This is a genomic window from Variovorax sp. Soil_C_39, from assembly GCF_057656815.1.
In genome coordinates this window covers 267,906-290,546 of the sequence record NZ_JBDGJQ010000007.1, presented here as the reverse complement: position 1 = coordinate 290,546, position 22,641 = coordinate 267,906, and the positions used below count along the sequence as shown (strand labels likewise).

At 68.5% G+C, this 22,641-nt stretch carries 22 protein-coding genes, 3 pseudogenes and 2 riboswitches; of the genes and pseudogenes, 9 read left to right on the top strand and 16 right to left on the bottom strand.

Features of this window, described 5'->3' with window-relative positions:
• Positions 1-171: 171 nt before the first annotated feature.
• The 3 genes and pseudogenes from AC3A6J_RS19650 to AC3A6J_RS19640 all read right to left on the bottom strand — a co-directional run.
• Positions 172-276, bottom strand: a pseudogene (locus tag AC3A6J_RS19650) (type VI secretion system tube protein Hcp); the annotation flags it as partial.
• A 295-nt stretch (positions 277-571) separates the two neighbouring features.
• Entirely contained in the window at positions 572-1,432 is an 861-nt protein-coding gene (locus tag AC3A6J_RS19645) for an alpha/beta fold hydrolase (RefSeq protein WP_487861654.1), read from the bottom strand.
• A 125-nt stretch (positions 1,433-1,557) separates the two neighbouring features.
• Positions 1,558-2,055, bottom strand: coding sequence for an arsenate reductase ArsC (locus AC3A6J_RS19640; protein WP_487861653.1), 498 nt, complete (start codon positions 2,053-2,055; stop codon positions 1,558-1,560).
• 139 nt (positions 2,056-2,194) lie between these two features.
• On the opposite strand from AC3A6J_RS19640, the gene AC3A6J_RS19635 reads away from it, so the two are divergent.
• Entirely contained in the window at positions 2,195-2,578 is a 384-nt protein-coding gene (locus tag AC3A6J_RS19635; RefSeq protein ID WP_487861652.1) for a hypothetical protein, read from the top strand.
• Positions 2,579-2,597: 19 nt separating this feature from the next.
• On the opposite strand, the pseudogene AC3A6J_RS19630 reads toward AC3A6J_RS19635, so the two are convergent.
• Positions 2,598-2,846: pseudogene (locus AC3A6J_RS19630) on the bottom strand (LysR substrate-binding domain-containing protein); the annotation flags it as partial.
• A 4-nt stretch (positions 2,847-2,850) separates the two neighbouring features.
• Here AC3A6J_RS19630 and AC3A6J_RS19625 point away from each other — a divergent pair.
• On the top strand, positions 2,851-3,000 hold the full coding sequence (locus AC3A6J_RS19625) for a hypothetical protein (RefSeq protein ID WP_487861651.1): 150 nt from the start codon (positions 2,851-2,853) through the stop codon (positions 2,998-3,000).
• 5 nt (positions 3,001-3,005) lie between these two features.
• Here the strand turns inward: AC3A6J_RS19625 and AC3A6J_RS19620 are convergent, their stop codons facing one another.
• Both AC3A6J_RS19620 and AC3A6J_RS19615 read right to left on the bottom strand, forming a co-directional pair.
• Entirely contained in the window at positions 3,006-4,013 is a 1,008-nt protein-coding gene (locus AC3A6J_RS19620; RefSeq protein WP_487861650.1) for a Bug family tripartite tricarboxylate transporter substrate binding protein, read from the bottom strand.
• 55 nt (positions 4,014-4,068) lie between these two features.
• Positions 4,069-4,569: a DUF3237 domain-containing protein gene (locus AC3A6J_RS19615; protein ID WP_487861649.1), complete on the bottom strand. Its 501-nt coding sequence runs from the start codon at positions 4,567-4,569 to the stop codon at positions 4,069-4,071.
• Between the two features lie 90 nt (positions 4,570-4,659).
• On the opposite strand from AC3A6J_RS19615, the gene AC3A6J_RS19610 reads away from it, so the two are divergent.
• The 5 genes from AC3A6J_RS19610 to AC3A6J_RS19590 all read left to right on the top strand — a co-directional run bounded on the left by AC3A6J_RS19610 (position 4,660) and on the right by AC3A6J_RS19590 (position 8,720).
• Positions 4,660-5,475 (top strand): helix-turn-helix domain-containing protein, encoded by an 816-nt coding sequence (locus AC3A6J_RS19610; RefSeq protein ID WP_487861648.1) that lies wholly within the window; start codon positions 4,660-4,662, stop codon positions 5,473-5,475.
• Positions 5,476-5,524: 49 nt separating this feature from the next.
• Complete coding sequence (locus tag AC3A6J_RS19605) at positions 5,525-6,211, top strand: Pr6Pr family membrane protein (protein WP_487861647.1); 687 nt, start codon at positions 5,525-5,527, stop codon at positions 6,209-6,211.
• 36 nt (positions 6,212-6,247) lie between these two features.
• Entirely contained in the window at positions 6,248-7,297 is a 1,050-nt protein-coding gene (locus tag AC3A6J_RS19600) for an NAD(P)H-dependent flavin oxidoreductase (RefSeq protein ID WP_487861646.1), read from the top strand.
• A 139-nt stretch (positions 7,298-7,436) separates the two neighbouring features.
• Positions 7,437-8,378, top strand: coding sequence for a DUF3014 domain-containing protein (locus AC3A6J_RS19595; protein ID WP_487861645.1), 942 nt, complete (start codon positions 7,437-7,439; stop codon positions 8,376-8,378).
• A gap of 93 nt (positions 8,379-8,471) precedes the next feature.
• Complete coding sequence (locus tag AC3A6J_RS19590) at positions 8,472-8,720, top strand: hypothetical protein (RefSeq protein ID WP_487861644.1); 249 nt, start codon at positions 8,472-8,474, stop codon at positions 8,718-8,720.
• Positions 8,721-8,745: 25 nt separating this feature from the next.
• Here the strand turns inward: AC3A6J_RS19590 and gcvP are convergent, their stop codons facing one another.
• The 4 genes and pseudogenes from gcvP to AC3A6J_RS19570 form a co-directional block, all read right to left on the bottom strand.
• The gene (gene gcvP, locus AC3A6J_RS19585) at positions 8,746-11,655 is read right to left on the bottom strand and encodes an aminomethyl-transferring glycine dehydrogenase (RefSeq protein WP_487861643.1); all 2,910 of its coding nucleotides are present in this window, start codon (positions 11,653-11,655) and stop codon (positions 8,746-8,748) included.
• Positions 11,656-11,731: 76 nt separating this feature from the next.
• Positions 11,732-12,103 (bottom strand): glycine cleavage system protein GcvH, encoded by a 372-nt coding sequence (gcvH, locus tag AC3A6J_RS19580; RefSeq protein WP_487861642.1) that lies wholly within the window; start codon positions 12,101-12,103, stop codon positions 11,732-11,734.
• 38 nt (positions 12,104-12,141) lie between these two features.
• Positions 12,142-13,314: a glycine cleavage system aminomethyltransferase GcvT gene (gcvT, locus tag AC3A6J_RS19575; RefSeq protein WP_487861641.1), complete on the bottom strand. Its 1,173-nt coding sequence runs from the start codon at positions 13,312-13,314 to the stop codon at positions 12,142-12,144.
• A 47-nt stretch (positions 13,315-13,361) separates the two neighbouring features.
• Positions 13,362-13,476: riboswitch (glycine riboswitch) on the bottom strand.
• A gap of 12 nt (positions 13,477-13,488) precedes the next feature.
• Positions 13,489-13,579: riboswitch (glycine riboswitch) on the bottom strand.
• Between the two features lie 35 nt (positions 13,580-13,614).
• Positions 13,615-14,517 (bottom strand): annotated as a pseudogene (locus AC3A6J_RS19570) (LysR family transcriptional regulator); the annotation flags it as partial.
• Positions 14,518-14,633: 116 nt separating this feature from the next.
• Here AC3A6J_RS19570 and AC3A6J_RS19565 point away from each other — a divergent pair.
• Complete coding sequence (locus AC3A6J_RS19565; RefSeq protein ID WP_487861640.1) at positions 14,634-16,106, top strand: amidase; 1,473 nt, start codon at positions 14,634-14,636, stop codon at positions 16,104-16,106.
• Positions 16,107-16,161: 55 nt separating this feature from the next.
• Positions 16,162-17,148, top strand: coding sequence for a Bug family tripartite tricarboxylate transporter substrate binding protein (locus AC3A6J_RS19560; RefSeq protein ID WP_487861639.1), 987 nt, complete (start codon positions 16,162-16,164; stop codon positions 17,146-17,148).
• 31 nt (positions 17,149-17,179) lie between these two features.
• Here the strand turns inward: AC3A6J_RS19560 and AC3A6J_RS19555 are convergent, their stop codons facing one another.
• From AC3A6J_RS19555 to denD, 6 genes are all read right to left on the bottom strand, one after another.
• Positions 17,180-17,692, bottom strand: coding sequence for a hypothetical protein (locus AC3A6J_RS19555; protein WP_487861638.1), 513 nt, complete (start codon positions 17,690-17,692; stop codon positions 17,180-17,182).
• Positions 17,693-17,795: 103 nt separating this feature from the next.
• The gene (locus tag AC3A6J_RS19550; RefSeq protein ID WP_487861637.1) at positions 17,796-18,674 is read right to left on the bottom strand and encodes a DUF4019 domain-containing protein; all 879 of its coding nucleotides are present in this window, start codon (positions 18,672-18,674) and stop codon (positions 17,796-17,798) included.
• 41 nt (positions 18,675-18,715) lie between these two features.
• Positions 18,716-19,993, bottom strand: a complete 1,278-nt coding sequence (locus AC3A6J_RS19545) for a TRAP transporter large permease (protein WP_487861636.1) — start codon at positions 19,991-19,993, stop codon at positions 18,716-18,718.
• On the bottom strand, positions 19,990-20,484 hold the full coding sequence (locus tag AC3A6J_RS19540; RefSeq protein WP_487861635.1) for a TRAP transporter small permease: 495 nt from the start codon (positions 20,482-20,484) through the stop codon (positions 19,990-19,992). The genes AC3A6J_RS19545 and AC3A6J_RS19540 overlap by 4 nt, the downstream gene beginning before the upstream one ends.
• Positions 20,485-20,583: 99 nt before the next feature.
• Positions 20,584-21,555: a TRAP transporter substrate-binding protein gene (locus AC3A6J_RS19535; RefSeq protein WP_487861634.1), complete on the bottom strand. Its 972-nt coding sequence runs from the start codon at positions 21,553-21,555 to the stop codon at positions 20,584-20,586.
• 67 nt (positions 21,556-21,622) lie between these two features.
• Positions 21,623-22,639, bottom strand: a complete 1,017-nt coding sequence (gene denD / locus AC3A6J_RS19530) for a D-erythronate dehydrogenase (protein WP_487861633.1) — start codon at positions 22,637-22,639, stop codon at positions 21,623-21,625.
• Positions 22,640-22,641 lie beyond the last annotated feature (2 nt).

Here is a 22,641-nt window from a genome sequence, read left to right as displayed (position 1 = left end):
GGGTGTAGCGAAACAGCGTGCTCAGCCCCTCGTCGCCCTCGATCGCGACGGGCTCGAGCGCCGGCTCGCCGCCCAGCGCGGGCATGGCCGGCGACGAGACGCTCAGCACGCGCGCAAGCGCAGCGCCGGGGAGCATCGGGATCAGCCTTCGCGGTTTTCCTTGATGTTCCAGGCGGTGCCCCAGGCGAACGACTTGATATCCGTCCACTCCTTGTGGTTCGTGTCCTTGGATTCGCCGTTCGCGCCCTCCACGCGCATGAACATGTCTACTGTCATGGTTGTTATCTCCAGAGGTTGGTGGCCCGCTACGCGTTGGGCGAAATCAGCCGTTCCGGCCGGACGCGAGCGCTGAAATCCATCGACATGCCAGAGGCTCGCCAGCGTCCGAAGTCATCAATTCGAAAGCATTAATGCAGTGCAAATTAATAACAAATGATTCGATCAATGTCGTGATTGGGAATGCATTACTTTAGTAAAGAATGATTTCCAACGTGCAGCTTTGTTGCGACTGTTTGATCTTTTCTTTGGATTGGTGATTTATTTCCATAAGAAATTGGTATTCGCCTGAAGCTTACCCACGGGCGCAAGCGGCGCGTGCGATGAATTCGCGCATCAACGAGACGGCGACTTCTTCATGGGTCTCTAGGAGCAGGTGGCCGGCGTCCAGAACATGCGCTTCCATCCGTGGCAGCGCACGCATCCAGGAAAGGACTTCGGCCAGATCGAAATAGACATCGTGCCTTCCCCAGACCAGCAGGGCGGGCGGCTGCCAGTGTTCGAGGTACCTGGCAATCTCGTCGAAGCGGGCGGCATGGTTCGCATAGTCGGCGATGAGCGCGCGCTGGGTTTCCATGTGGCCCGGCAGGTTCATCACGCGCCAATCCTCTTCCCAGTGTTCGGCAGGAATCCGTCCGGCTATGTCCGCAGGCACGCCGGAGATGTAGGTGTCGCGCGTGCCCGCAAGGGTGAGATGCGCCGTCGCCGCGGCCTCGTTCTCTGCATTCGGCTGCGACCAGTAGGCCTGCGTCGCGGCCCATCCCGGTCCCCAGCCGGTTCGATGCGCGTTGGCGTTCTGGACGATGAGGCCCAACACTTTCTCGGGCGCCTGCATCGCGATCTGCAGGCCCACGGGCGCTCCCCAGTCGTGCAGGTAGATGAACCGCGGCCCGATCTCCAACGATTCCAGCAGTTCGGAGATCGCGTGGCCAATGGCCTCGAACGACACCGCCGGCAGCGGATCGGACGCGCCGTGGCCGGGCAGGTCCGGCGCGATCACGAATGCAGCCTGCGACAGCGCGGGCATGATCGGTCGGAACAGGCGGGCCGAGTTCGGCGTCCCGTGCAGCAGCAGCAGCGCGGGGCTGGAAGGCTCGCCGGCGGTCGTGAAAGACAGCGCGGTGCCGCCGGACAGACGAAGTCGTTGGGTTCTCATGCCGTTGTCCACCATGCGCGAGCAGGACTCGCTCGCTCATTCAGGGATCCTGGCTTGCGTCGATGCGGGCGGTGTCAGCCGCTCGCTCCCGCGCGTTGCCGGAGATGGCTGACACTGGACGCACGTCAGGACGCGCCGATGCTTCGCGCCTCGCCTTCGATCACCAGGCGATCGATGCGCTCGTCGGGCAGGTTGACCAGCAATTCCACGTGGCGGCGGATCGCATGCATCGCGAGCGAAAAAGCCCCGAGGCCCTCGCCGGCGTCCTTGGCACACGGATCGGGGTGCGACCAATGCGCCGATGCGGGATGGCCCGGCCAGACCGGGCAGGTCTCTCCCGCAGCTTCGTCGCACAGCGTGACGATGAGGTCCATGCGCGGCGCGGAGGCGCCGCCGAACTCGTCCCAACTCTTGCTGCGCAGCCCGTCGGTGGGAAGCCCCGCGCCACCCAGCACCTCGATCGTGCGCGGGTCGGGTTGCCCGCCCGGCGTCGGCGCGCTGCCGGCGGAGTAAGCCGCAAAGCGCTCGCGGCCCAGTTGCTTGAGCAGCGACTCGGCGATCAGGCTGCGCGCGGTGTTGCTGTTGCACAGAAAGAGGACGTGGATCGGGTGGCTGGTGGTCATGGCGAAATGATGATCGCGCGGTGGCGGCCAGTGTTGTGACGACCCGAAACATTGGCGCGCGGCAGTGTGACGTGTGTATGACGGCGCGTTGCGCTACAACCTCGGCTCCCGCAGTGCCGTCCAGGCGAAGGAGTTCTCGATGAGTTTGAATTTCCAATTCGGTCCCACGGCACTCGCCCTCTGCGTCGGTTCGCTGTTCGCCGCAGCTTCGGCGAGCGCCGACGAGCTCGCCAGCCAGCCGGCCAACGAGGCGTACAGCCTCAGCACGGAAAGCATCAGGCTGCATCTGGCCAACACCTTGGCAGAGGACTCGGTGATCAAACCCCTGCCGCGCAACAGCGAGCGGTACAGCTTCGACGGTAAGGTCCGCACCTATGTCGTGCCGGTGAGCCCGGCCATCGACAACCCGATGAACGGCTATTCGCGCTTCGACAGCAGTTCGTTCCGCCGCGATACGGTGACCGCGGAGTTTTCGAATCTCGGCTGGCTCCAGGCGGCGTACAAGCGCCTCGCCGCGGACTGAGGAGTATGAGACCGCATCTTCAATCCATGAATGACGCCGGTTCCTCAGGCGATCCTGTGGGAAAGGCTTCCTTCAGAAATTCGAGAAAAGTCGAGACGCGGTTGCTCAGCAGCCTGCGCGACGGATACAGCGCCCACAGCGCGATCTCCGGCCCCTCGATCTCGCCCCAGCGCACCAGCCGCCCTGCGGCGAGGTCCTGAGTCACGAGCGACACGGGCAGGTACGCGGCGCCGACGCCGCCCCGGACCGCCTCGCGCACCAGGACGAGCTGGATGGCTTACGACATGCGCCTCATGAGCGAACACTTCATGACGGAAGGCATGACCCCGGGTGCGGGCGACGTGGAGCGCCTGACGGAGCTGCTGGCGCGACCACTGCGCTCGTACCGGAATTTTGTTTCGGAGATTTCGACACCGGTCTGACCGGCTCAATCCGCCTTGAACCCCGTCGCAGCAACCGCCTTGCCCCAGCGCACTGTGTCGGCTGCGATCACGCGGCTGAACTCCTGCGACGTGGTACCCGTGACGGCGAAGCCCGCATCTTCCAGCTTCGCCTTGCCTTCGGCCGACTGGACGGCGCGGCGGATGTCGGTCTCGAGCCGCGCGACGATCTCGGGCGGTGTTTTGGCCGGGACGACGATGCCGAACCAGGAGTTGAAGGCGAGCTGCGGGTAGCCCTGCTCGCGGAAGGTCGGAACGTCGGGCAGCGCGGGGCTGCGCGCTTCGCCGCTCGAGGCGAGCGCCACCAGCTTGCCTCCCTTCACGTTGGCCGCCGACAGGCCCACGCTCGCGAAGGCGCCCGACACGTCGCCGCTGAACAGGCCGCCCAGCGCATCGCCCGTGGTCTTGTAGTGCACCGGCTCCGGCTTGAGGCCGATGGCATCGCCGAAGAGGAAGGCGCCGAAATGGCCCGGCGTGCCGGCGCCGAAGGTGCCCATGAACAGCCCCTTCTGTGCGCGGCTCCATTCGACGAACTGCTTCACGTCGCGCGCCGGCACCTTGGCGGGGTTGACCACCAGCATGAAGTTGGAGGTGACCACCTGGCTCACGGGCACGAAGTCCTTCTTCGGGTCGTAGGCGAGCTTGCTGTAGCTGCTGGGTGCAATGGCCAGCTGGCCGGTCTCGCCGAGCATGAGGGTGTAGCCGTCGGGCTGCGCGCGCGCCACTTCGGAGGCGGCGATCAGCCCGCCGGCGCCCGGCTTGTTGTCGACGATGACGCCGACGTTGCTCCAGCCTTCGGACAGTTTCTGGGCCAGCAGGCGCGCCACGATGTCCGGACCGCTGCCGGCCGGAAACCCCACGACGAGGCGCACGGGCCGCTGCGGATAGGCCGAGGCAGCCGCCTGGGCGAAGGCCTGCGGTGCCCCGAAGAGGGTGGTGAGGACGGCGATGGCGAGCGCGCGGCGGCGCACGCCCGCGGGGAGGGCGGTGATCATTCAGGTCTCCTGTCGGTATCGGTATGGGAATCGGGTCAAAGGCCGGCGTGGCCGGTCACTGCAGCGCGAAGAAGCGCATCACGACCTGTGCCGGGTGGCGCATGCCGACGCCGACGAACAGGCGCTCGGTGATCCACTGCAGCGACTGGCTGCGCGTCTCGAACGAGGGCGTGCAGCGGAAGTAGACCTGCGCGGGATCGACCGGCTCGCCGCGCAGCAGCTTCGCCATCACCTCGGCAGGGGCCGTGCGCAAGGCGCGGTTGCGCACGTAGATGCGGTCGCCGGCATCGGTCTCGAGGCCGTAGCGCGCGTCGAGCTCCGAGACGGTGTCGCTCGCGATGCGCTGGAAATCGGCACCCCCCGGCAACACGCGCGCGGTCCAGCCGTCGCCCTTGGCATGGCCACCCAATATCGGCACCACCCGGCGCAGCCCCTCGGCGCCTTCGCCGAGCACCAGCGGCGCGCCGACGTCGACCGAGACATCGGCAAACCAGGCCAGGCGCGGTGCGGCCAGCGGATCGTTCGGCGGTTGGGGTTGTTCGATGGTGGAAGTCATGCCCTAGCGTAAGCCCGGTGGCGAGCCGGCGCTGTCATCCTGGAAGATGACGGGATTGCCCGTATTGCCCGTATTGCCCGTCTTGCCCCCATGCGCACCTGGATTCCCGATCTGCCCGCCGAGCCTGTCGCCGCGTCACTGGTGCAGTGCCTGCCCATGGTGGTGCCTGCGCTCGGCGAGCCCGGGTTCGGCGCCTGCCTTCTCGAGGCCATGGCGCCGGCGCTGCCGGTGGGCTCGTTCTCGGTCTACCGCACGGGGTCGCGGCCGGCCATCTTCCTGAGCGGCAGCCGGGGCGTGCCCGACACCACCCGCGACTGCTGGCGCGCCTACCTTTCGGGACCCATCCGCAGCGACCGCACCTTGCGCGAGGCGAGCGTGCCGCAGCCGCTGCGCGTGTGCCACATCACGGCACCCGAGGTGCCGCCGGAGCATCGCGCGAAGATCTACGAGGCGCACGGCGTGGTGGAGCGCGTGTCGGTGGTCGAAGAGGATCCCGCGGCATACGACGAGGGCGACGACGCCGGCGCGCTGTTCGCGGTCAATTTCTATCGGCACACCCATCAGCGCCCGCTCAGCGATGCGCAACTCGCCGACTTCGGCGCCGCCGGGCGCCTCTTGATGGCGCTCACGCGCAAGCACATCGCGCTGGCACGCGCCGACACGGCGCACGAACTCCGCGCACGGCTGCATGCCCGCTGCCCGGCCTTGACACCACAGGAACTCAACGTCTGCCTGCGGCTGCTGCGCGGCATGACGCAGGAGGGCATTGCATCGGACATGGGCCTCGCGCTGCCGACGGTCAAGACCTATCGCAACCGGGCTTTTAGCCGGCTCGGGATTCACTTTCGCAACGAGCTGTTTGCGCTGATGTTGCCGGAGCGTGGGGTGCAGCAAGGCAGGGCTTGACGACATGGTGTAGCTTCGCCGCTATCCCATCCACCGCCGGACGCGCCCGATGCCCACGCCCACGAACATCGACAACCCCGTCTCGCCCCAGGCCGCATGGGGCCCGCTGGCGCTGGCGCGCCTGCTCCACGCGGTGGTCGCGCTCGCGGCAGCCGGGGGCGTGGGGCTCGAGCTCGCCACCGCGATCATTCACGGGCCGGGCCTCGCGCCGACGCAGCTCGAAAGGCTGGTGCGGCTGTTCAGCTTTTTCACGATCGATTCGAACCTGCTGATCGGTGGCGTCTGCGCGCTGCTGGTCTTCAGGCCTGCGCATGACGGCCGCGTGTTCCGCGTGCTGCGGCTCACGGCGGTGCTCTGCATCGCGGTGACGGGCGTGGTGTTCCACACGGTGCTCACGGGGCTGCGCGACCTGACGCCGTCGGGCGAGCTGGCCAACTTCCTGCTGCACACCGTCACCCCGCTCGGCGCGGTGCTGGGCTGGCTTTTCGTGGGCCCGCGCCCGCGCACCGACCGCGGCACCATCGGCCGCGCGATGCTGCTGCCGCTGGCATGGATCGGCTACACCTTCGTGCGCGGCGCGTTCGTCGACTGGTATCCGTACCCGTTCATGGACGTGGCGAAGATCGGCCTGGCGCGCGCGCTGCTCAACTCGGCGGCGGTGGCCTTGGTGTTCCTGGCCATGGCCTTCGGCCTGCGCTGGCTCGAGAAGCAGCTGCCGCCCGCGCCGGCTTCCTGAGCCCCAGGGTTTTCGGCTTCGTCGCAGAATCGCGGCATGACGAAGACCACACTGCAGCAACTCCTCGGCACCGAGCTTCCTCTCATCCAGGCGCCGATGGCCGGCATCCAGGGCAGCGCGATGGCGATCGCGGTCAGCAACGCGGGCGGGCTCGGCTCGCTGCCTTGCGCGATGCTCGGCAACGACGCGCTCCGCAGCGAACTGGCGGCCATCCGCGCAGGCACCGGCAAGCCTTACAACGTCAATTTCTTTGCCCATGTGACGCCCGCGCCCGACGCGGCGCGCGAAGCCATGTGGCGTGAGGCACTGGCGCCTTACTACCGCGAGTTCGGCATCGATGCCGCTTCCATTCCGACCGGTCCGGGGCGCAACCCCTTCAGCGCCGAAGTGGCCGAGCTGCTCGCCGAATTCCGCCCGCCGGTGGTGAGCTTCCATTTCGGGCTGCCGCACGAAGCGCTGCTGGCGCAGGTGCGCGGCTGGGGCTCGAAGATCCTTGCATCGGCCACCACCGTCGACGAGGCGCTGTCGCTCGAGGCGCAGGGCGTCGACGCGGTCATTGCGCAGGGGCTCGAAGCGGGGGGCCATCGCGGCCACTTCCTCTCGCACGACCTGACCAAGCAGCTCGGCACTTTCGCGCTGCTGCCGCAGGTGGTGCGCGCGGTCCGGCTGCCGGTTATCGCCGCGGGCGGCATCGCCGATGCCGATGGCGTGAGGGCCGCCATGGCGCTGGGTGCAGCGGGCGTGCAGGTGGGCACGGCCTACATGCTCGCGCCCGAGGCCACCACCAGCGCGCTGCACCGCGCGGCGCTCCAGAGCGAGGGAGCGCGCCACACGGCGTTGACCAATCTCTTCACCGGCCGGCCGGCGCGCGGCATCGTGAACCGCGTGATGCGCGATCTCGGACCGATCGGCGCGGCGGCGCCCGAGTTTCCGCTCGCCACCTCGGCCATCGCGCCGCTGCGGGCCAAGGCGGAGGCGCAGGGCAGCGGTGATTTCTCGCCGCTCTGGTCGGGGCAGAACGCCATGGGCTGCCGCGACCTGCCGGCCGCCGAGATCACGCGTGCGCTGGCACACGGCCTGGCCTGAAGACACATCGCGCCGGGCTGAACTTCGACGCGGTGAACGGGTCACACCGCGTTACGAGCGGGAGGAGGCGCTACGGCGTCGATTTGGTGCACCATCGGTGCTCGTCTCCCATTGCTCTTTGCAAAAGGAAACCGCCGACATGCCCGAACGAGATCCCTCCGACCTCCGCGACAACCATTCCGACGCCCCCGAGTTCAGGCCGCGGCGCGAAACACCCACCGGCCTCATCGTCGTCATCCTGCTGCTGGCCCTGGTGGCGGCGTTCTTCGGCTGGCGCTGGTACCAGCAGCAGCAACAGCAGCCCGAGGCGCTCGCGCCTTCGCCGCCCATGGCCGCCACGCCGAACGACGGCCTGGTGCTGCCGCCGCTCTCGCCGCTGCCCGAGCTGCTCGAACCGCAGAACCCGCTCGAAGGGCTTGCACCGCCCGACGCGGGGCTGCCGCCGGTGGCTGATTCGGATTCGCGCGTGAGCAAGGCGCTGGCCGACCTGCTCGGCAGCCGCAACGCGGCCGAGTTCCTGCTGCCCGACGGCGTGGTGCGCCGCTTCGTGGCCACGGTCGACAACCTCCCGCGCGAGCAGGCGCCCGCCAGCCGGTGGCCGGTCCACCCCACCGGGCAGCGCTTCATCACCGCGGGGCAGGGCAACGCCGAGGTGATCGACGCGAAGAACAGCGCGCGCTATGCCGCTTTGGTGCAACTGACGCAGTCGGTCGATTCGGCGAAGGCGGCCAAGGTGTATGCGCGGCTCTACCCGCTGTTTCAGCAGGCGTACGAAGAGCTCGGCTATCCGGGGCGCTATTTCAACGACCGCCTGATCGCGGTGATCGACCACCTGCTGCAGGCGCCCGAGCCCGCGGGCCCGGTGAGCGTGCGGCTCGTCGAGGTCAAGGGCAGCGTGCCGTCGCAGCGGCCGTGGGTGCGCTACGAATACGTCGACCCTGCGCTCGAATCGCTCTCGGCGGGCCAGAAGATCATGGTGCGCGTGGGCCTGGAGAACGAGCGCAAGCTCAAGGCGAGCCTGCGCAGCTTCCGCCAGCAGGTCGCGACGGGTGCGGTGGCGAAGAAGGCCGGCCAGCCCTGACGCGCGCCGTGTAGGCGCGGGCCGATTGCGCGCGGCGGCGATGGCGCAGATGATCGGCCTTCACGAAATCCAAGCCGTTTCGAGGACCACCGTATGAGCCTGATGAGCGTCGACCTCTACCAGAGTGCTACCGATCCCGCGAAATTCCTGGCGCTTCCCGCCGGCACGGACCCGACGGAACTCATGGGTCCGATGACCTTCGATGCCGACTACGGCGAGGTCCGGCGCTACCGGGAGGGCTTCGAATTCGACCCCTCCCAGGACTACGCCGGCGTCAACGCCGCCAAGATCGCCGCCGACCTGCTGACCGTCAAGTGGGCCATGTACCGCCGCGAAGGTTGAACCGGCGGCTGAGGCCGCCAAGCGCTCAGGCGGCGGCTTCGGCTTCCTGGTAATCGCCCACGGGCAGGCAGCTGCAGAACAGGTTGCGGTCGCCATAGACGTTGTCGACGCGGCCCACGGGCGGCCAGTACTTGGCGTCCTTCAGCGCGGCCAGCGGATAGGCGCCGAGTTCGCGCGCATACGGATGCGTCCATTCGCTCGCAACCAGGCTGGCGGCGGTGTGCGGCGCATGCTTGAGCGGGTTGTCGTCCTTTGGCCAGACGCCTTCCTCGATGCGGCGGATCTCGCCGCGGATCGCGATCATCGCGTCGATGAAGCGATCGAGTTCGGCCAGCGGTTCGCTCTCGGTCGGCTCGACCATCAAGGTGCCCGGCACCGGGAAGCTCAGCGTGGGCGCGTGGAAGCCGTAGTCGATCAGGCGCTTGGCCACGTCTTCGGCGGTGACGCCGCTGGTCTCCTTGAGCGGGCGCAGGTCGAGGATGCACTCGTGCGCGACATGCCCGTTGGGGCTGGCGTAGAGCGTGGGGTAGTGCTCCTTGAGCCGCGCGCTGATGTAGTTGGCGCTCAGGATCGCGGTCTCGGTGGCGGCCTGCAGGCCCTTGGCGCCCATCATTCGGCAGTACATCCAGCTGATCGGCAGCACTGCGGCATTGCCCAAGGGCGCAGCGGAAACGGCGCCTACGCCATTGCCCGCGGCGCCGGCCGTCGCATGCCCCGGCAGGTACGGCACCAAGTCCTCGACCACGCACACCGGCCCCACGCCCGGACCGCCGCCGCCGTGCGGGATGCAGAAGGTCTTGTGCAGGTTGAGGTGGCTCACGTCGCCGCCGAATTCGCCGGGCGCGGCCACGCCGACCAGCGCGTTCATGTTGGCGCCGTCGACGTACACGCGGCCGCCGTGTTCGTGCACCAGTTCGCAGAGTTCCTTCACGCGGGTCTCGAACACGCCGTGCGTGCTGGGATACGTGATCATCACCGCGGCCAGGTTGGCGCTGTGCTTCTCGCAGGCGCGCCTCAGGTCGTCCATGTCGACGTTGCCCTGCGCGTCGCAGGCCGTCACCACCACCTGCAGGCCCACCATCTGTGCGCTCGCGGGGTTGGTGCCATGCGCCGACGACGGAATCAGGCAGATGTTGCGGTGTCCCTGGCCGTTGGCTTCCTGGAACGCTCGGATCGCGAGCAGGCCCGCGTATTCGCCCTGCGAGCCCGCATTGGGCTGCAGGCTGATGCCCGCGTAGCCGGTGGCTTCGCAGAGCCAGGCGCGCAGCTGGGCGTCGAGCTGGGCGTAGCCCGCGAGCTGCTCGGCGGGCGCGAACGGATGGATGTTCGCGAACTCGGGCCAGGTGATGGGGATCATCTCGCTGGTCGCATTGAGCTTCATGGTGCAGCTGCCGAGCGGGATCATGCTGCGGTCGAGCGCCAGATCCTTGTCGGACAGGCTGCGGATGTAGCGCAGCATCGCCGTCTCGCTCTTGTGCGTGTTGAACACCGGGTGCGCGAGAAAGGCGCTGGTGCGGCGCAGGTCGTCGGGCAGTCGCGGCGCGGTGCCGGCGAGTTCGTCGAAGCGCGGCATCGGCGTGCCGGCGGGCACGAACAGCGCCCAGAGCGTCTCGATGTCGGCGCGCGTGGTGGTCTCGTCGAGCGAGATGCCCAGGTGCTGCTGCAGACGCTGGCGCAGGTTGATGCCGCCGGCCTCGGCGCGCTCGACGATCTTCTGCGTGTCGTCGCCGGTGTGGATCGTCAGCGAATCGAACGCGGTGGCATTGACCACTTCGCGGCCCATCTGCGCGAAGCCTTGCGCGAGGATCGCGGTGAGCGCGGCCACGCGCTGCGCGATGCGCGTAAGGCCGTCGGGTCCGTGGTAGACGGCGTACATGCTCGCCACCACGGCCGGCAGCACCTGCGCGGTGCAGATGTTGGACGTGGCCTTCTCGCGCCGGATGTGCTGCTCGCGCGTTTGCAGCGCGAGGCGGTAGGCCGGACGCCCGTGCGCATCGACGCTCACGCCGACCAGCCGGCCGGGCAGCGAGCGCTTGAATTCGTCACGGCAGGCCAGGTAGGCCGCGTGCGGGCCGCCGTTGCACATCGGCATGCCGAAGCGCTGCGTGGTGCCGCAGACGATGTCGGCGTCCCATTCGCCGGGCGGCGCGAGGAGCGTGAGCGCGAGCAGGTCGGCGGCCACGCAGAAGGCGGCGTCGCACTGGTGGGCATGGCCCGCGAGCGGGCGCAGGTCGTGCACATGGCCGGTGGTGGCCGGGTACTGCGCGAGCACGCCGAAGAAGTCGCAGCTCGCCATCAGGTGCGGCAGCGTCTCGGACGCCGTGCTCACCTTCACTTCGATGCCCAGCGGCGCGGCACGCGTGCGGATGACCTCGATCGTCTGCGGATGGCAGTCGCCCGAGACCAGGAACACGTTGCTCTTGCTCTTGACGCTGCGCCGGGCGAGCGTCATGGCCTCGGCCGCGGCCGTGGCCTCGTCGAGCATGGAGGCGTTGGCGATGGCCATGCCCGTCAGGTCGCACACCATCGTTTGGAAATTGAGCAGGGCCTCCATGCGCCCTTGCGAGATCTCGGCCTGGTAGGGCGTGTAGGCGGTGTACCAGGCGGGGTTCTCGAGCACGTTGCGCAGGATCACGCCGGGCGTGTGGGTGCCGTAGTAGCCCTGGCCGATGAAGCTCTTGCACACCTTGTTCTTCGCCGCGATGGCCTTCATCTCGGCCAGCGCGTCCGCTTCGCTGGCGGGCGCCGGCAGCCGCATCGGGCGGGCGCGGCGAATCGCCGCGGGCACGATGCCGTCGATGAGCTCCGCACGCGTGGCCGAGCCGATCACCGGCAGCATGCGCGCTTCGTCGGCCGCATCGATGCCGATGTGGCGGGCGAGGAATTCCTCGGCATTCTCGAGTTCTTGCAGGGAGGGGAGGGAAGGGGTGGGCATGGCGGTGTCGGGGGGAAAAGGCAAGGGCGGGGCTGCCGGACGCGTCGCGTGCGGCCAGCCCGTCTTCAGCGGTGCATCAGGACTCGGCTGCGAACTGGTCGTAGGAGGCGGCGTCGAGCAGCGCGTCGAGCTGCGCAGGTTCGCTGAGCTTGACCTTGAAGAACCAGCCCGCGGCCAGCGGGTCGCTGTTGGCGAGCGAAGGATCGGCGCGCAGCGCCTCGTTCACTTCGGTGATCTCGCCCGACACGGGCATGAACACGTCGGCCGCGGCCTTCACCGATTCGACGACACCGGCCACTTCGCCCTGCGCGAAGGTCTTGCCCACGTCGGGCAGGTCGACGAACACCACGTCGCCGAGCGCATCCTGCGCATGCACGGTGATGCCGACGGTGGCCGCGTCGCCTTCGGCCGAGACCCATTCGTGGTCCTTGGTGTACTTGATGGTCATGTGAAAAAACTCCTCGTGGAAAAAATGAAATGCCGAGCTCAGCCGCGGTAGTAGCGCGTGGGCACGAAAGGCATGGCCGAGACTTCCATCGGAACGGGCTTGCCCCGCACGATGGCCTGCACGCGCGTGCCGGGCTCGGCGAAGGCCATGGCCACGTAGCCCATCGCGACCGGGCGGTCGGCCGTGGGGCCGAGCAGGCCGCTCGTCACGAGGCCTATGTCCTGGCCCTCGAACGATTGCAGCACCGTGCCGTCGCGCACCGGTATGCGCTCGAGCGCCACCAGGCCAACGCGCTTGCGCGTGAGCGTGTCGTGGTCGGTGCGGCCGGCCGCGCCCGACGTGGCCGATGCCAACTGCGCCAGCACCCGGGCCGCGCCCGGGAAGCCGCCTTCGCGCGCGCCGCCCGCGCGGCGCACCTTCTGGATCGCCCAGTTGAGCGAGGCCTCGACCGGCGTGGTGGTGGTGTCGATATCGTTGCCGTAAAGGCACAGGCCGGCCTCGAGCCGCAGCGAATTGCGCGCGCCCAGGCCGATCGGCTTGACCTCGGCCTGGGTGAGCAGCAGGCGGGCCAGGGCGTCGGCGTCACGGCCGGCGACCGAGATCTCGAAGCCGTCTTCGCCGGTGTAGCCGCTGCGCGTGACGAAGGCTGGAATGCCGCCGATCTGCACTGCGCCGCCGGTCATGAACACGAAGCGCTCGGCGCCGGGCGAGAGCCTTGCGAGCACCGCGGCGGCCTGCGGCCCCTGCAGCGCGAGCAGCGCGTGGTCGGGCAGGGGCTGCACCTCGCAGCGTGCGCCGATCTTCTGCTGGATGTGCGCGATGTCGGCCATCTTGCAGGCGCCGTTGACGATCACGAAGAGCGAGCCGTGCCCCTCGTTGAAGAACATCAGGTCGTCGAGGATGCCGCCTTCGTCGTTCAGCAGCAGGCCGTAGCGCTGCTTGCCCGGGGCCAGGTCGATCACGTCGACCGGCATCAGCGTCTCGAAGGCGGCGGCGGCGTCGGGCCCGACCAGGCGCAACTGGCCCATGTGCGAGATATCGAACAGCCCGGCCTGCTCGCGCGTATGGCGGTGCTCGGCCATCAGGCCGGCGGGGTACTGCACCGGCATCGAATAGCCGGCGAACGGCACCATGCGGGCGCCGAGCTCGACGTGCAGGTCGTGCAGCGGGGTCTTGAGCAATGGTTGTTGTTGGTCAGCGGAAGCAGCCACGGGGCACTCTCCAAAGGGGCAGTCGAATTCCATGGCGCAAGCCATGGGCCACCCCTGCTGTCCGCTTTACCTGAGAGATTCGCCCCACGATCGGGGTTTGCTCCTTCGGTGGGCCGTCGCCGCAAACGCGCGCTGCAACGGCCTCTCTCCAGCAAGGAAGCGACGGCGTTCGCTGTCGCTGTGTCAGTCCTTTTGCCTGAGCGTTCGGGGGTTCCCTGCGCCTTCGGCGGCCTCGCGTGGCGAAGCTCTCTCCTGACCCGGCGAGTGTAGTGGATCGCGCTGCGGGCCGGCCGCGCGGGACGGCGGCAGTTCCGCACGCAGATGGTCGAGAAAGGCGCTGACGCCCTGTGGCAGCGTGCGTCCGGCGAGGGTCTGGACCTCGACGGCGCGGCCGTTCATGCCGCGCTCGCGGATCGGTGCGGCATGCAGCTCGCCGCGCCGCGCACGGTCGCGCACCGTCACCTCGCCCGAAATCGACAGGCCGCCGCCGTGCAGCACGAAGTTGGTGAGCGACTCGAAATGGTTGCTGACCAGCACCGGGTCGAACACCAGCCGCCGCTGGCTGCAGCCGATGTCGAACAACTGGCGCACCGTGTTGTCGCGCTCTGGCAGGGCGATCGGATGCGGATGCATCTGCGCCAGCGTGACGGTGGAAAAGCGCGCGAGCGGATGGTCGGGCCGCATGATCGCGTGGACGGGCGCCGCCTGCATGTGCTGCACCTGGATGTCGCGCTCGGCAGCCCGGCTGTAGGTGAGGCCGATGTCCACGTCGCCATTGCGCACCGCCGCGGTTACCTGGGCCGGCGCCACCACGCGGAGGTGGAACAGGATGCCAGGGTGGCGGGCACGGAATTCGGCCATCGCGCCGGGCAGGAACTCGATGGCGAAGCCGGACGAACTGGCCAGGCGCACCAGGCCCCGGCGCAGACCCTGCAGCGCCTGGATGTCGGACACCACGCGGTCGGCCTCCATCGCGCCGCGGCGCGCATGCGCGGCCAGCAGTTCGCCGGCGGCGCTGGGCGCCATGCCGCGCGCGTGCCGCTCGAACAGCGGCACGCCGAGCAGTTCTTCCAATGCCGCCACCTGCCGGCTTACGGCCGAGGGCGACACGCTGAGCCGCGAGGCGGCCTCGCTCACGGAGCCGCTGCGAACCACCTCGAGAAAGTAGCGCAGCGCCGTGTCCTGCAGTCGGTCGGACAGCATCGAAAACCTTCCTAGGTTTGCGTAAAACGCAACGATTCTTGCAACAAACGGCGATTGTCGTATGGCTGGCGGGCGCTTATTCTGACTTCGTCCCGTCATTTTTCCGCAGGAGAGGCATGCACAAACCCCGATCGGCCACGCCGGCGCCGGTGGCTTCGGCCATCGTGGAACTCAGCGCCACAGCGCTTTCGCATGCCATCCATTCGCGCGAGGTCTCGTGCGTCGAAGTGCTCGATGCCTACCTGGCGCAGATCGACCGGCTCAATCCGGTGGTCAATGCCATCGTGGCGCACGCCGACCGCGATGCGCTGCACGCCCAGGCCCGCGAGCGCGACGACCAACTGGGGCAGGGCCGCAGCCTGGGGCCGATGCATGGCTTCCCGCAGGCGCCGAAGGACATCATGCCCGTGGCCGGCATGGTCACCACGCGCGGCTCGCCGATCTTCCGTGGCCAGGTCACGCCGGCCGACGCGGTGGTGTTCGAACGCATGCGTGCCGGCGGCGCGCTGTTCGTCGGCCGCACCAACACGCCCGAGTTCGGGCTCGGCGGCCACACCTACAACCCGGTGTACGGCGCCACGCGCAACGCCTTCGACCCGGCCCGCTCGGCAGGCGGCAGCAGCGGCGGCGCCGGCGTGGCGGTGGCGCTGCGCATGCTGCCGGTGGCCGACGGCTCCGACATGATGGGATCGCTGCGCACGCCGGCGGCCTTCAACAACGTGTATGGCCTGCGCACCTCGATCGGCTGCGTGCCGCACGGTCCCACCGAAGAGGTCTTCTTCCAGCAATTCAGCGTCGCCGGTCCGATGGCGCGCAACATCCCCGACCTGGCCATGCTGCTGGCCGTGCAGGCCGGTTTCGACGCCCGGCTGCCGCTCACGCACCGACAGGCGAAGGGCAGCGACTTCCTGCAACCGCTGGCGCGCGACTTCCGCGGCACGCGCATCGGCTGGCTCGGCGACCTGGGCGGCCATCTGCCCACCGAGCCCGGCGTGCTCGACACCTGCGCCGCGGCGCTGCGGCATTTCGAGGCGGCCGGCTGCAGCGTCGAGGCGGTGCTGCCGGCCTTCGACCTCGAGCAGTTGTGGCGCGCCTGGATCGACCTGCGCAGCTTTGCGGTGGCGGGCGCCAATGCCGCGCTCTACCATGACCCGGCACGGCGCGCGCTGCTCAAGCCCGAGGCGGTGTGGGAGATCGAGCGCGGCCTGCAGCTGAGCGGCATGCAGGTGTATGACGCCGCGCGCACGCGCTCGGCCTGGTACCAGGCACTGCGCGGGCTGTTCGCGCAGTTCGACTTCCTCGTGATGCCATCGGCGCAGGTGTTCCCCTTCGACCTGGTGCTCGACTGGCCGCACGAGGTGGGCGGCCGCGCGATGGACACCTACCACCGCTGGATGCAGGCAGTGGTTCCCGCCACCATGGCCGGCCTGCCGGCACTGGCGGCGCCCGCCGGCTTCGGTGCCGGCGGCCTGCCTGCCGGCCTGCAGATCATCGGCCCGGTGCAGGCCGACGCGGCCGTGCTGCAGATCGGCCATGCCTACGACGAGGCCAGCGGTCACGCACGGGTGCGAAGCCCCTTGCTCGGCTGACCGCCGTCTCGCCTCTTCCGTTTTTCTTGCCTGCCAACTGGAGCTTTGCACCGCCATGTCTCTCCGTCGTTCCCGTTTCCTCTCCCTTGCGTTCGTCGCTGCCGCGGCATGCGCGGTGCCCGCGATGGCGCTGGCCCAGCAGGGCTTTCCCGATCGTCCGATCAAGCTGGTGGTGCCCTATTCGCCGGGCGGCGCGACCGACATCCTCGGCCGGCTGATGGCCAACGCGATGGGCGAGAAGCTCGGGCAGCCGATCGTGGTCGAAAACCGCCCCGGTGCGTCTACGGTCGTCGCGGCCTCGCTGGTGGCCAAGGCGCCCGCCGACGGCTACACGCTGCTGCTGGGCGCCAGCACCACGCTCACGCTGAACCCGGCGATCCGCCCGAACCTTCCGTATGACCCGCTCGCGAGCTTCACGCCGCTCGGGTTGGTGGCCGACATGGGGCTGCTGCTGGTGGCCGGCAACGACACGCCGGGCAGTTCGCTCAAGGACATCGTGGCCCAGGCCAAGGCTGCGCCCGACAAGTTCTCGTACGGTAGCTTCGGCACCGGCTCGTCGGTGCATTTCGGCGGCGAGATGCTCAAGTCGGCGACCGGCATCCAGATGGTCCATGTGCCGTACAACGGCAGTTCACCGAGCCTCACGGCGCTGATGGGCGGACAGGTGCAGGTGGCGGTGGACACGGTGGTCGCGTCGGCGCCGCTCGTCAAGGCCGGGCGCATCCGGCCGATCGCCGCGCTCGGCGCGAAACGCCTGGCGCTGCTGCCCGACGTGCCGACGATGGCAGAGAGCGGCTATCCCGGGTTCGACATGAGCACCTGGTTCGCGCTGCTGGCGCCTGCGGGACTGCCCGCGCCCGTGCAGGCGAAGCTCGAGGCAGCGCTGGCCGCGAGCATGCGCGAGCCCGGCTTCCAGAAGAAGCTCGTCGAGATGGGGCTCACGCCGGCATGGGGCCCGGCCAGTGCGGTGCGCGAGCGCGTCGAGCGCGAGCTCCCGAAGATGCGGGCCGTGGCCGCGCAGGCCAACATCCAGGTCGACTGAGCAGGGTCTCCGACGCCCGCCGACGACCGGTTCAATGAACGGCCTGTGCTGCCGACGGCAGCAATTTTTCAATGCGCTCGCGCAGCGACTCGGCCCGCTCCGCGCCCGCGGTCTTCTCGACCTCGGCCAGCATCAATGCCGCGATCTCCAGCATCGCCTCGCGGTCGCGCGCCTCGCGCAGCGCGTCGCGCATCTGCAGCGCGAACGCCGGATCGCGCCGCACGAACATGCGCTCGCAGATGTCGAACAGGAACATCCGCGTGGTGGCGAGGGAGCGCTTGCCGTCGAAGGTGTCGGCGGCGTTGCCGGGCGCAGCGGCGGGCGGTGCGATGAGGGCGGCAGGCGCGGGAAACTGCAGGTAGCCGCGGTGCGCGAGCGCCTGCAGCGCCTGCTCGGCGTCGCCGCGGCTCGCGAACAGCGGGGCGAAGTCGCTCAGCGAGCGACGGCCGTCGGCCATCAGCAGCAGCGCGCGTTCGCGCTGCGTCAGGGTGCGCTGGCCGCCCCGGAGTTCGTCGCGTGCCTTGTCGGTCTTGATGGGGAACATGGCGCAACAGCCCTGGAATTCGAGGGCTGAAGCATCGCGGCGCGCGGTGACATCTTGATGAAGCTTTTGCCTTACATGGCGAAGGCTTCGGCGGCGCCCGGACTCAGCCCGCGGTTTCGCGGCGGATGAGCCAGCGGTCGTCCACGCGCTGGAACTCGAGCGTCTTGCGGCTCGTGTCGTTCAGCGCATCGGCGCGGTAGGTCTGCTTGAAGTGCGCGGTGGCGGTGGTGCCATGGATGCTGATGACGAGGTCGTCGACACCCACCTCGATGCGCGACTTGCCCTCGATGCGCTTGCGCCGGTCGGCTTCCCAGCCGCGGCGGTCGAGCTTGCCGCTCGGCACCGCCTCCGGCGCATAGACGGCGAAGTAGCGGTCCAGGTCCTTGGCGGCCCAGGCGGCGGCCCAGGCGCGCACCGCGGCATCGACTTCGGCGATGGCGGTGCCGGCCGTCGTGGGGGGAGATTCCGCCGCTGCAGAAGCAGCCCTGGCAGTCGGTGCCGGTGCGGCCGACGCCGCCGAGGCCTCGGGCCGAAACGCCACGTACCCCGTAAATCGCCAGCGCTTGCCCTCATCGAGCGAAAAGCTGAGCTTCTCGGAACCCGCCTTGCCATCGGCCAGCAGCGTGACGAACTCTACGTTGGCATAGGTGCCGGCGGGCAGGTCCTGCAGGCTGCCGTCGGCGCTGGTGGTGCGGCGCGTCACGCTCTGCCAGTCGCGCTGCTTCACGGCGCCGAGCGTCTGGCGCGCCTTGCGCGTGGTGTCGACGAAGGCGGCGCGCGGCACGCGCGACTTGAGCACGCGTGATGCGTTGTCCCACAGCGGCCCGAAGCGGTCTTCATCCAGCTGGCGCAGGGTGGCGTGCGCCCCTTGCAGCAGTTCGTCGGCCGACCGGCCCGCAGGGAGCTTGTCGGCCGCCGCGGCGCCAAGGGCGGCGGCTGCAAGAACCCAGCCGGCGAGAAGCTGCGTCGAGATGCGATGCATGGTGTCGTTCCCCCCTGTTTTCTTGTACGTGTGCGCGCAGGTCAGCGTGCGTACATCAGGTCGCGCACCGACAGCGAGATCCAGGGCACGTAGGTGATCACCATCAGGCACACCATGATCACCAGCACGAAGGGAATCAGGTGCTTCACTATTCGGTCGAGCGAGATGCGCGCCACGGTGCAGGCCGCGAACAGGTTCACGCCAAAGGGCGGCGTGATCATGCCGAGTGCGAGGTTCACCACCATGATGAGCCCGAAGTGCACCGGGTCGACCCCGAAGTGCATCGCCACCGGCGCAAGGATCGGTGCGAGCACGATGATCGCCGCGCTGGTCTCGATGAACATGCCGATGAGGAACAGCGCCGCATTCACGCCCAGCAGGAACATCGTCGGCGACTTGAGCACTTCCTCGAGCCAATGGCCGATCGCATCGGGCACGCCCGCACGCGTGATCAGGAACGCGAACAGGCCCGCGTTGGCGATGATGAACATGATCACCGCCGACGAGAGCACTGACTTGCGCAGGATGCCGAACAGGTCGCTCGGCTTGATCTCGCGGTAGATCACCACGCCCACGACGAGCGCATAGAACACGGCGACCGCCGAGGCTTCGGTGGGCGTGAAGATGCCGCCGTAGATGCCGCCCAGGATGATGACCGGCATCAAGAGCGCCCAGCCGGCCTGCAGCAGCGCGCGGCCGAAGGGCATGCGGCCCTCGCCGTCGCTCTTGCCCCAGCCCTTCCACTTGCAGAAGGCCCAGACGAACAGCATCAGCGCGCCGCTGATGAGCAGGCCGGGACCAACGCCTGCGATGAACAGCTCGCCGATCGACACTTCGGCGCTCACGCCGTAGAGGATCAGCGGAATCGACGGCGGGATGATCACGCCCAGCTCGGCGCTCGTGGCCTGCAGCGCCGCCGCATACGACGTGGGGTAGCCGTGCTTGATGAGCGCGGGGATCAGGATGGCGCCGATCGCGAAGGTGGTGGCCACCGACGAGCCCGACACCGCCGCGAAGATCATGCAGGTCAGCACGCAGGTCATCGGCAGGCCGCCCTGCACGCCGCCGACGATGCTCTTGGCGAACTCGACCAGCCGGCGCGAGATGCCGCCCGTTTCCATCAGGTTGCCCGCGAGGATGAAGAACGGGATGGCCGCGAGCGGAAACTTGTTGATCGAGTTGAAGATCTCCTTGGCGGAGATCAGCATGTGGGCGTTCGTCACCTGGATGCCGACGATCGACGCCAGGCCGATCGAGACGGCGACGGAAACCGACAGTGCGAAGCACAGCACCATCGTGGCAAGCATTGCGGAAGTCATTGCGCCGTCTCCAGTTCGAGCCGCTTCGGGTCGAGGTAGTTGCCGACGATGCCGAAGAGCGAGAACACCGCCCCCACGGGCAACGCCATGTAGGCCCAGATCATCGACAGGCTCTCGAGCCCGGCCATGCTCTGCACGCGGCCGCGGATCGCGTAGTCCCAGCCCCACCACAGGATGATGAGCATGAGCGCGAGCGCGGCCACGCTCACCGCCGCATCGAGCAGGCGGCGCATGCGCGGCGAGCTCCAGCGGTACAGCACGTCGACGCTCACCATCGCGCCCTGGCGAAACGCCATCGGAATGCCGAGGAACACCATCCAGATCAGGCTCACGCGGATCATGATCTCGCTCCATTCGGCGGGCTGCTCGAGCACGAAGCGGGTGACGATCTGGAACACGCCGAGCGAGGATGCCACCACGAGCATCACGCAGGCCAGGGCCATGGACACCATGGTGGTCCATCGCTCCACGCCGAGGAACATGGTTTTCATTTGAAAAAACTCTGACGGTAAAACAAAAACAGGAACGCCCGCCTGGCGTGGTGCCGGGCGGGCGCAGCCTTCAAGCAAGCGCCGGTCGGGGGCCGACGATCACTTGTAGTTGCGGATCTTGTCCAGGTTGGCCTTGCCGAAGTCCTTTTCGAACTGCGTGTTCACCGGTGCCAGCGCCGCCACGAACTTGGCCTTGTCGAGGTTCTCGATCACGGTCATGCCCTTGGCGCGCAGGTCGGCCACGCCCTTGGCGTCGTCTTCGTCCACGCGTGCGCGGTTGGCCTTGGTGCCTTCCTTGGCGGCTTCGAGGAAAGCCTGCTTGTCGGCGGCGCTGAGCTTGTCGAAGCTGGCCTTGTTCATCACGAAGATGCAGGGCGAATACACGTGGCCGGTGAGCGAGAGGTGCTTTTGCACCTGGTCGAACTTGGCCGAGATGATCACCGGCAGCGGGTTCTCCTGGCCGTCGACCGTGCCTTGCTGCAGCGCCGTGAACACTTCGGGGAAGGCCATCGGCGTGGTGACGATGCCGAAGCCCTTATAGGCGGCGATGTGCACCGGGTTTTCCATCGTGCGCATCTTCAGGCCCTTGAGGTCTTCCGGCGCCTTCACCTCGCGCTTGCTGTTGGTCATGTGGCGGAAGCCGTTCTCGGCCCATGCCAGCGCCTTGAAGCCCTTGGCCTCGAACTTGGTCAAGAGCTCCTGGCCGATCGGACCGTCGAGCACGGCGCGCGCATGCGCCTTGTCGCGGAACAGGAAGGGCACGTCGAGGATCTTGGTCTCGGGCACGAAGTTCGGCACCGGGCCGGTCGAGGAGAACGCGAGTTCCTGGGTGCCGAGCTGCACCGCCTCGATCGACTCGCGCTCGCCGCCGAGCGAGCCGTTGTAGAAGGTCTCGACCTTGTAGCGGCCATTGGTGCGCTTCGCCACTTCTTTCGCGAAGGTGTCGATGGCGACGCCCTGGTGCGAGTTCTGCGAGGTCGAGATGCTGATCTTCATGGTCGTCTGCGCGAAAGCGGCGCATGCCATGCCCAGGCCCAGAACCAGGCCGGCGGCCAGTCGGGTCAACTTCATTGTGTGTCTCCTCGGTTGGAAAAAAGAGTGGAAATCGGCCTTGAGACCGGTTTCACGCAAGCGGTGACTATGCACGAATAAGCAGTTTGACTGCGTCGGGATTTTCACGGACGTAGTTGCGGATCACCGCCTCGAAGTCGGCATCGGGCAGCAGCCCCAGGCCGCGGGCGCGCCGGGCCTCGATGTGGCCGGGCCAGGTCTTGACGATGCGCCGGATGGCCGGATCGGGCGTGCGGTCGAGCAGGTCGGTCGCAGCCTTACCGGCCACGCGTTCGAGCGCGGCGGCCATGTCGCCGACGGTGGTCGCGAGCGAGGGCAGGTTGAGCGCGGTGCGCGGTCCCCATTCGGCATCGCCCGCCTCGGCAGCGCGGATGATGCCCTCGATGGTGCGCGCGGGCGAGGCGATGGCCACCGGCGTCTCGTCGGGCACCGGGCACGCGGCGCGAAGGCCCGCGAGCGGCTCGCGGATCATGCCGCTGAAGAAGCCCGAGGCGGCGCCGTTGGGGCGCCCCGGACGCACACTCACCGTCATGAGCCGCACGCTGCGCCCGCGCACGAAACCCTTGCGCGTGTAGTCGGCCATCAACTGCTCGCCGATGAACTTCTGGATGCCGTAGCTGGTCTGCGGCGTGGGCAGCGTGTGGTCTTCGATGACCGGCGGCAGCGGCTGCTCGGGCGAATCGCCGAACACCGCGAGCGAGCTCGCGAACACCACCAGCGGCCGGGTGCCCAGCGCGCGCGCCTTTTCGAGCAGCGCATGCGTGGCCGCGAAGTTGCTGCGCATGCCGAGGTCGAAATCGGCCTCGCATTCGCCGCTGACCGCGGCGGCCAGATGGAAGATGGCGGCCGCCTCGCGCCAGGGCGCCGCATCGGGTGCGGCGAGCTGGTCGTTGAGGTCGCCGAGCGCAACGGCAATGCGCGGGTCGCCCGCCAGGTCAGCCGGCGGCGCGACGCGGTCGACCAGCGTGATGCGGGAGATGGGTTCTGCCGGCGCCCCCGCGAGCGACAGGCGCCCCGTGGCGAGCAGCGTGCGTGCGAGGCGCGCGCCCAGGAAGCCCGCGCCTCCTGTGATGACGACCTGCATGC

What these genes read in the sequence shown, in the direction of transcription:
- AC3A6J_RS19635 (WP_487861652.1), top strand. Translation starts at nt 2,195, where the DNA reads ATGAGTTTGAATTTCCAATTCGGTCCCACGGCACTCGCCCTCTGCGTC.
- AC3A6J_RS19615 (WP_487861649.1), bottom strand. Translation starts at nt 4,569, where the DNA reads ATGACTTCCACCATCGAACAACCCCAACCGCCGAACGATCCGCTGGCC.
- denD (WP_487861633.1), bottom strand. Translation starts at nt 22,639, where the DNA reads ATGCAGGTCGTCATCACAGGAGGCGCGGGCTTCCTGGGCGCGCGCCTC.
- AC3A6J_RS19605 (WP_487861647.1), top strand. Translation starts at nt 5,525, where the DNA reads ATGCCCACGCCCACGAACATCGACAACCCCGTCTCGCCCCAGGCCGCA.
- AC3A6J_RS19565 (WP_487861640.1), top strand. Translation starts at nt 14,634, where the DNA reads ATGCACAAACCCCGATCGGCCACGCCGGCGCCGGTGGCTTCGGCCATC.
- AC3A6J_RS19545 (WP_487861636.1), bottom strand. Translation starts at nt 19,993, where the DNA reads ATGACTTCCGCAATGCTTGCCACGATGGTGCTGTGCTTCGCACTGTCG.
- AC3A6J_RS19640 (WP_487861653.1), bottom strand. Translation starts at nt 2,055, where the DNA reads ATGACCACCAGCCACCCGATCCACGTCCTCTTTCTGTGCAACAGCAAC.
- AC3A6J_RS19645 (WP_487861654.1), bottom strand. Translation starts at nt 1,432, where the DNA reads ATGAGAACCCAACGACTTCGTCTGTCCGGCGGCACCGCGCTGTCTTTC.
- AC3A6J_RS19590 (WP_487861644.1), top strand. Translation starts at nt 8,472, where the DNA reads ATGAGCCTGATGAGCGTCGACCTCTACCAGAGTGCTACCGATCCCGCG.
- AC3A6J_RS19610 (WP_487861648.1), top strand. Translation starts at nt 4,660, where the DNA reads ATGCGCACCTGGATTCCCGATCTGCCCGCCGAGCCTGTCGCCGCGTCA.
- gcvP (WP_487861643.1), bottom strand. Translation starts at nt 11,655, where the DNA reads ATGCCCACCCCTTCCCTCCCCTCCCTGCAAGAACTCGAGAATGCCGAG.
- AC3A6J_RS19540 (WP_487861635.1), bottom strand. Translation starts at nt 20,484, where the DNA reads ATGAAAACCATGTTCCTCGGCGTGGAGCGATGGACCACCATGGTGTCC.
- AC3A6J_RS19555 (WP_487861638.1), bottom strand. Translation starts at nt 17,692, where the DNA reads ATGTTCCCCATCAAGACCGACAAGGCACGCGACGAACTCCGGGGCGGC.
- AC3A6J_RS19535 (WP_487861634.1), bottom strand. Translation starts at nt 21,555, where the DNA reads ATGAAGTTGACCCGACTGGCCGCCGGCCTGGTTCTGGGCCTGGGCATG.
- AC3A6J_RS19625 (WP_487861651.1), top strand. Translation starts at nt 2,851, where the DNA reads ATGGCTTACGACATGCGCCTCATGAGCGAACACTTCATGACGGAAGGC.
- AC3A6J_RS19560 (WP_487861639.1), top strand. Translation starts at nt 16,162, where the DNA reads ATGTCTCTCCGTCGTTCCCGTTTCCTCTCCCTTGCGTTCGTCGCTGCC.
- AC3A6J_RS19550 (WP_487861637.1), bottom strand. Translation starts at nt 18,674, where the DNA reads ATGCATCGCATCTCGACGCAGCTTCTCGCCGGCTGGGTTCTTGCAGCC.
- AC3A6J_RS19600 (WP_487861646.1), top strand. Translation starts at nt 6,248, where the DNA reads ATGACGAAGACCACACTGCAGCAACTCCTCGGCACCGAGCTTCCTCTC.
- AC3A6J_RS19595 (WP_487861645.1), top strand. Translation starts at nt 7,437, where the DNA reads ATGCCCGAACGAGATCCCTCCGACCTCCGCGACAACCATTCCGACGCC.
- AC3A6J_RS19620 (WP_487861650.1), bottom strand. Translation starts at nt 4,013, where the DNA reads ATGATCACCGCCCTCCCCGCGGGCGTGCGCCGCCGCGCGCTCGCCATC.
- gcvH (WP_487861642.1), bottom strand. Translation starts at nt 12,103, where the DNA reads ATGACCATCAAGTACACCAAGGACCACGAATGGGTCTCGGCCGAAGGC.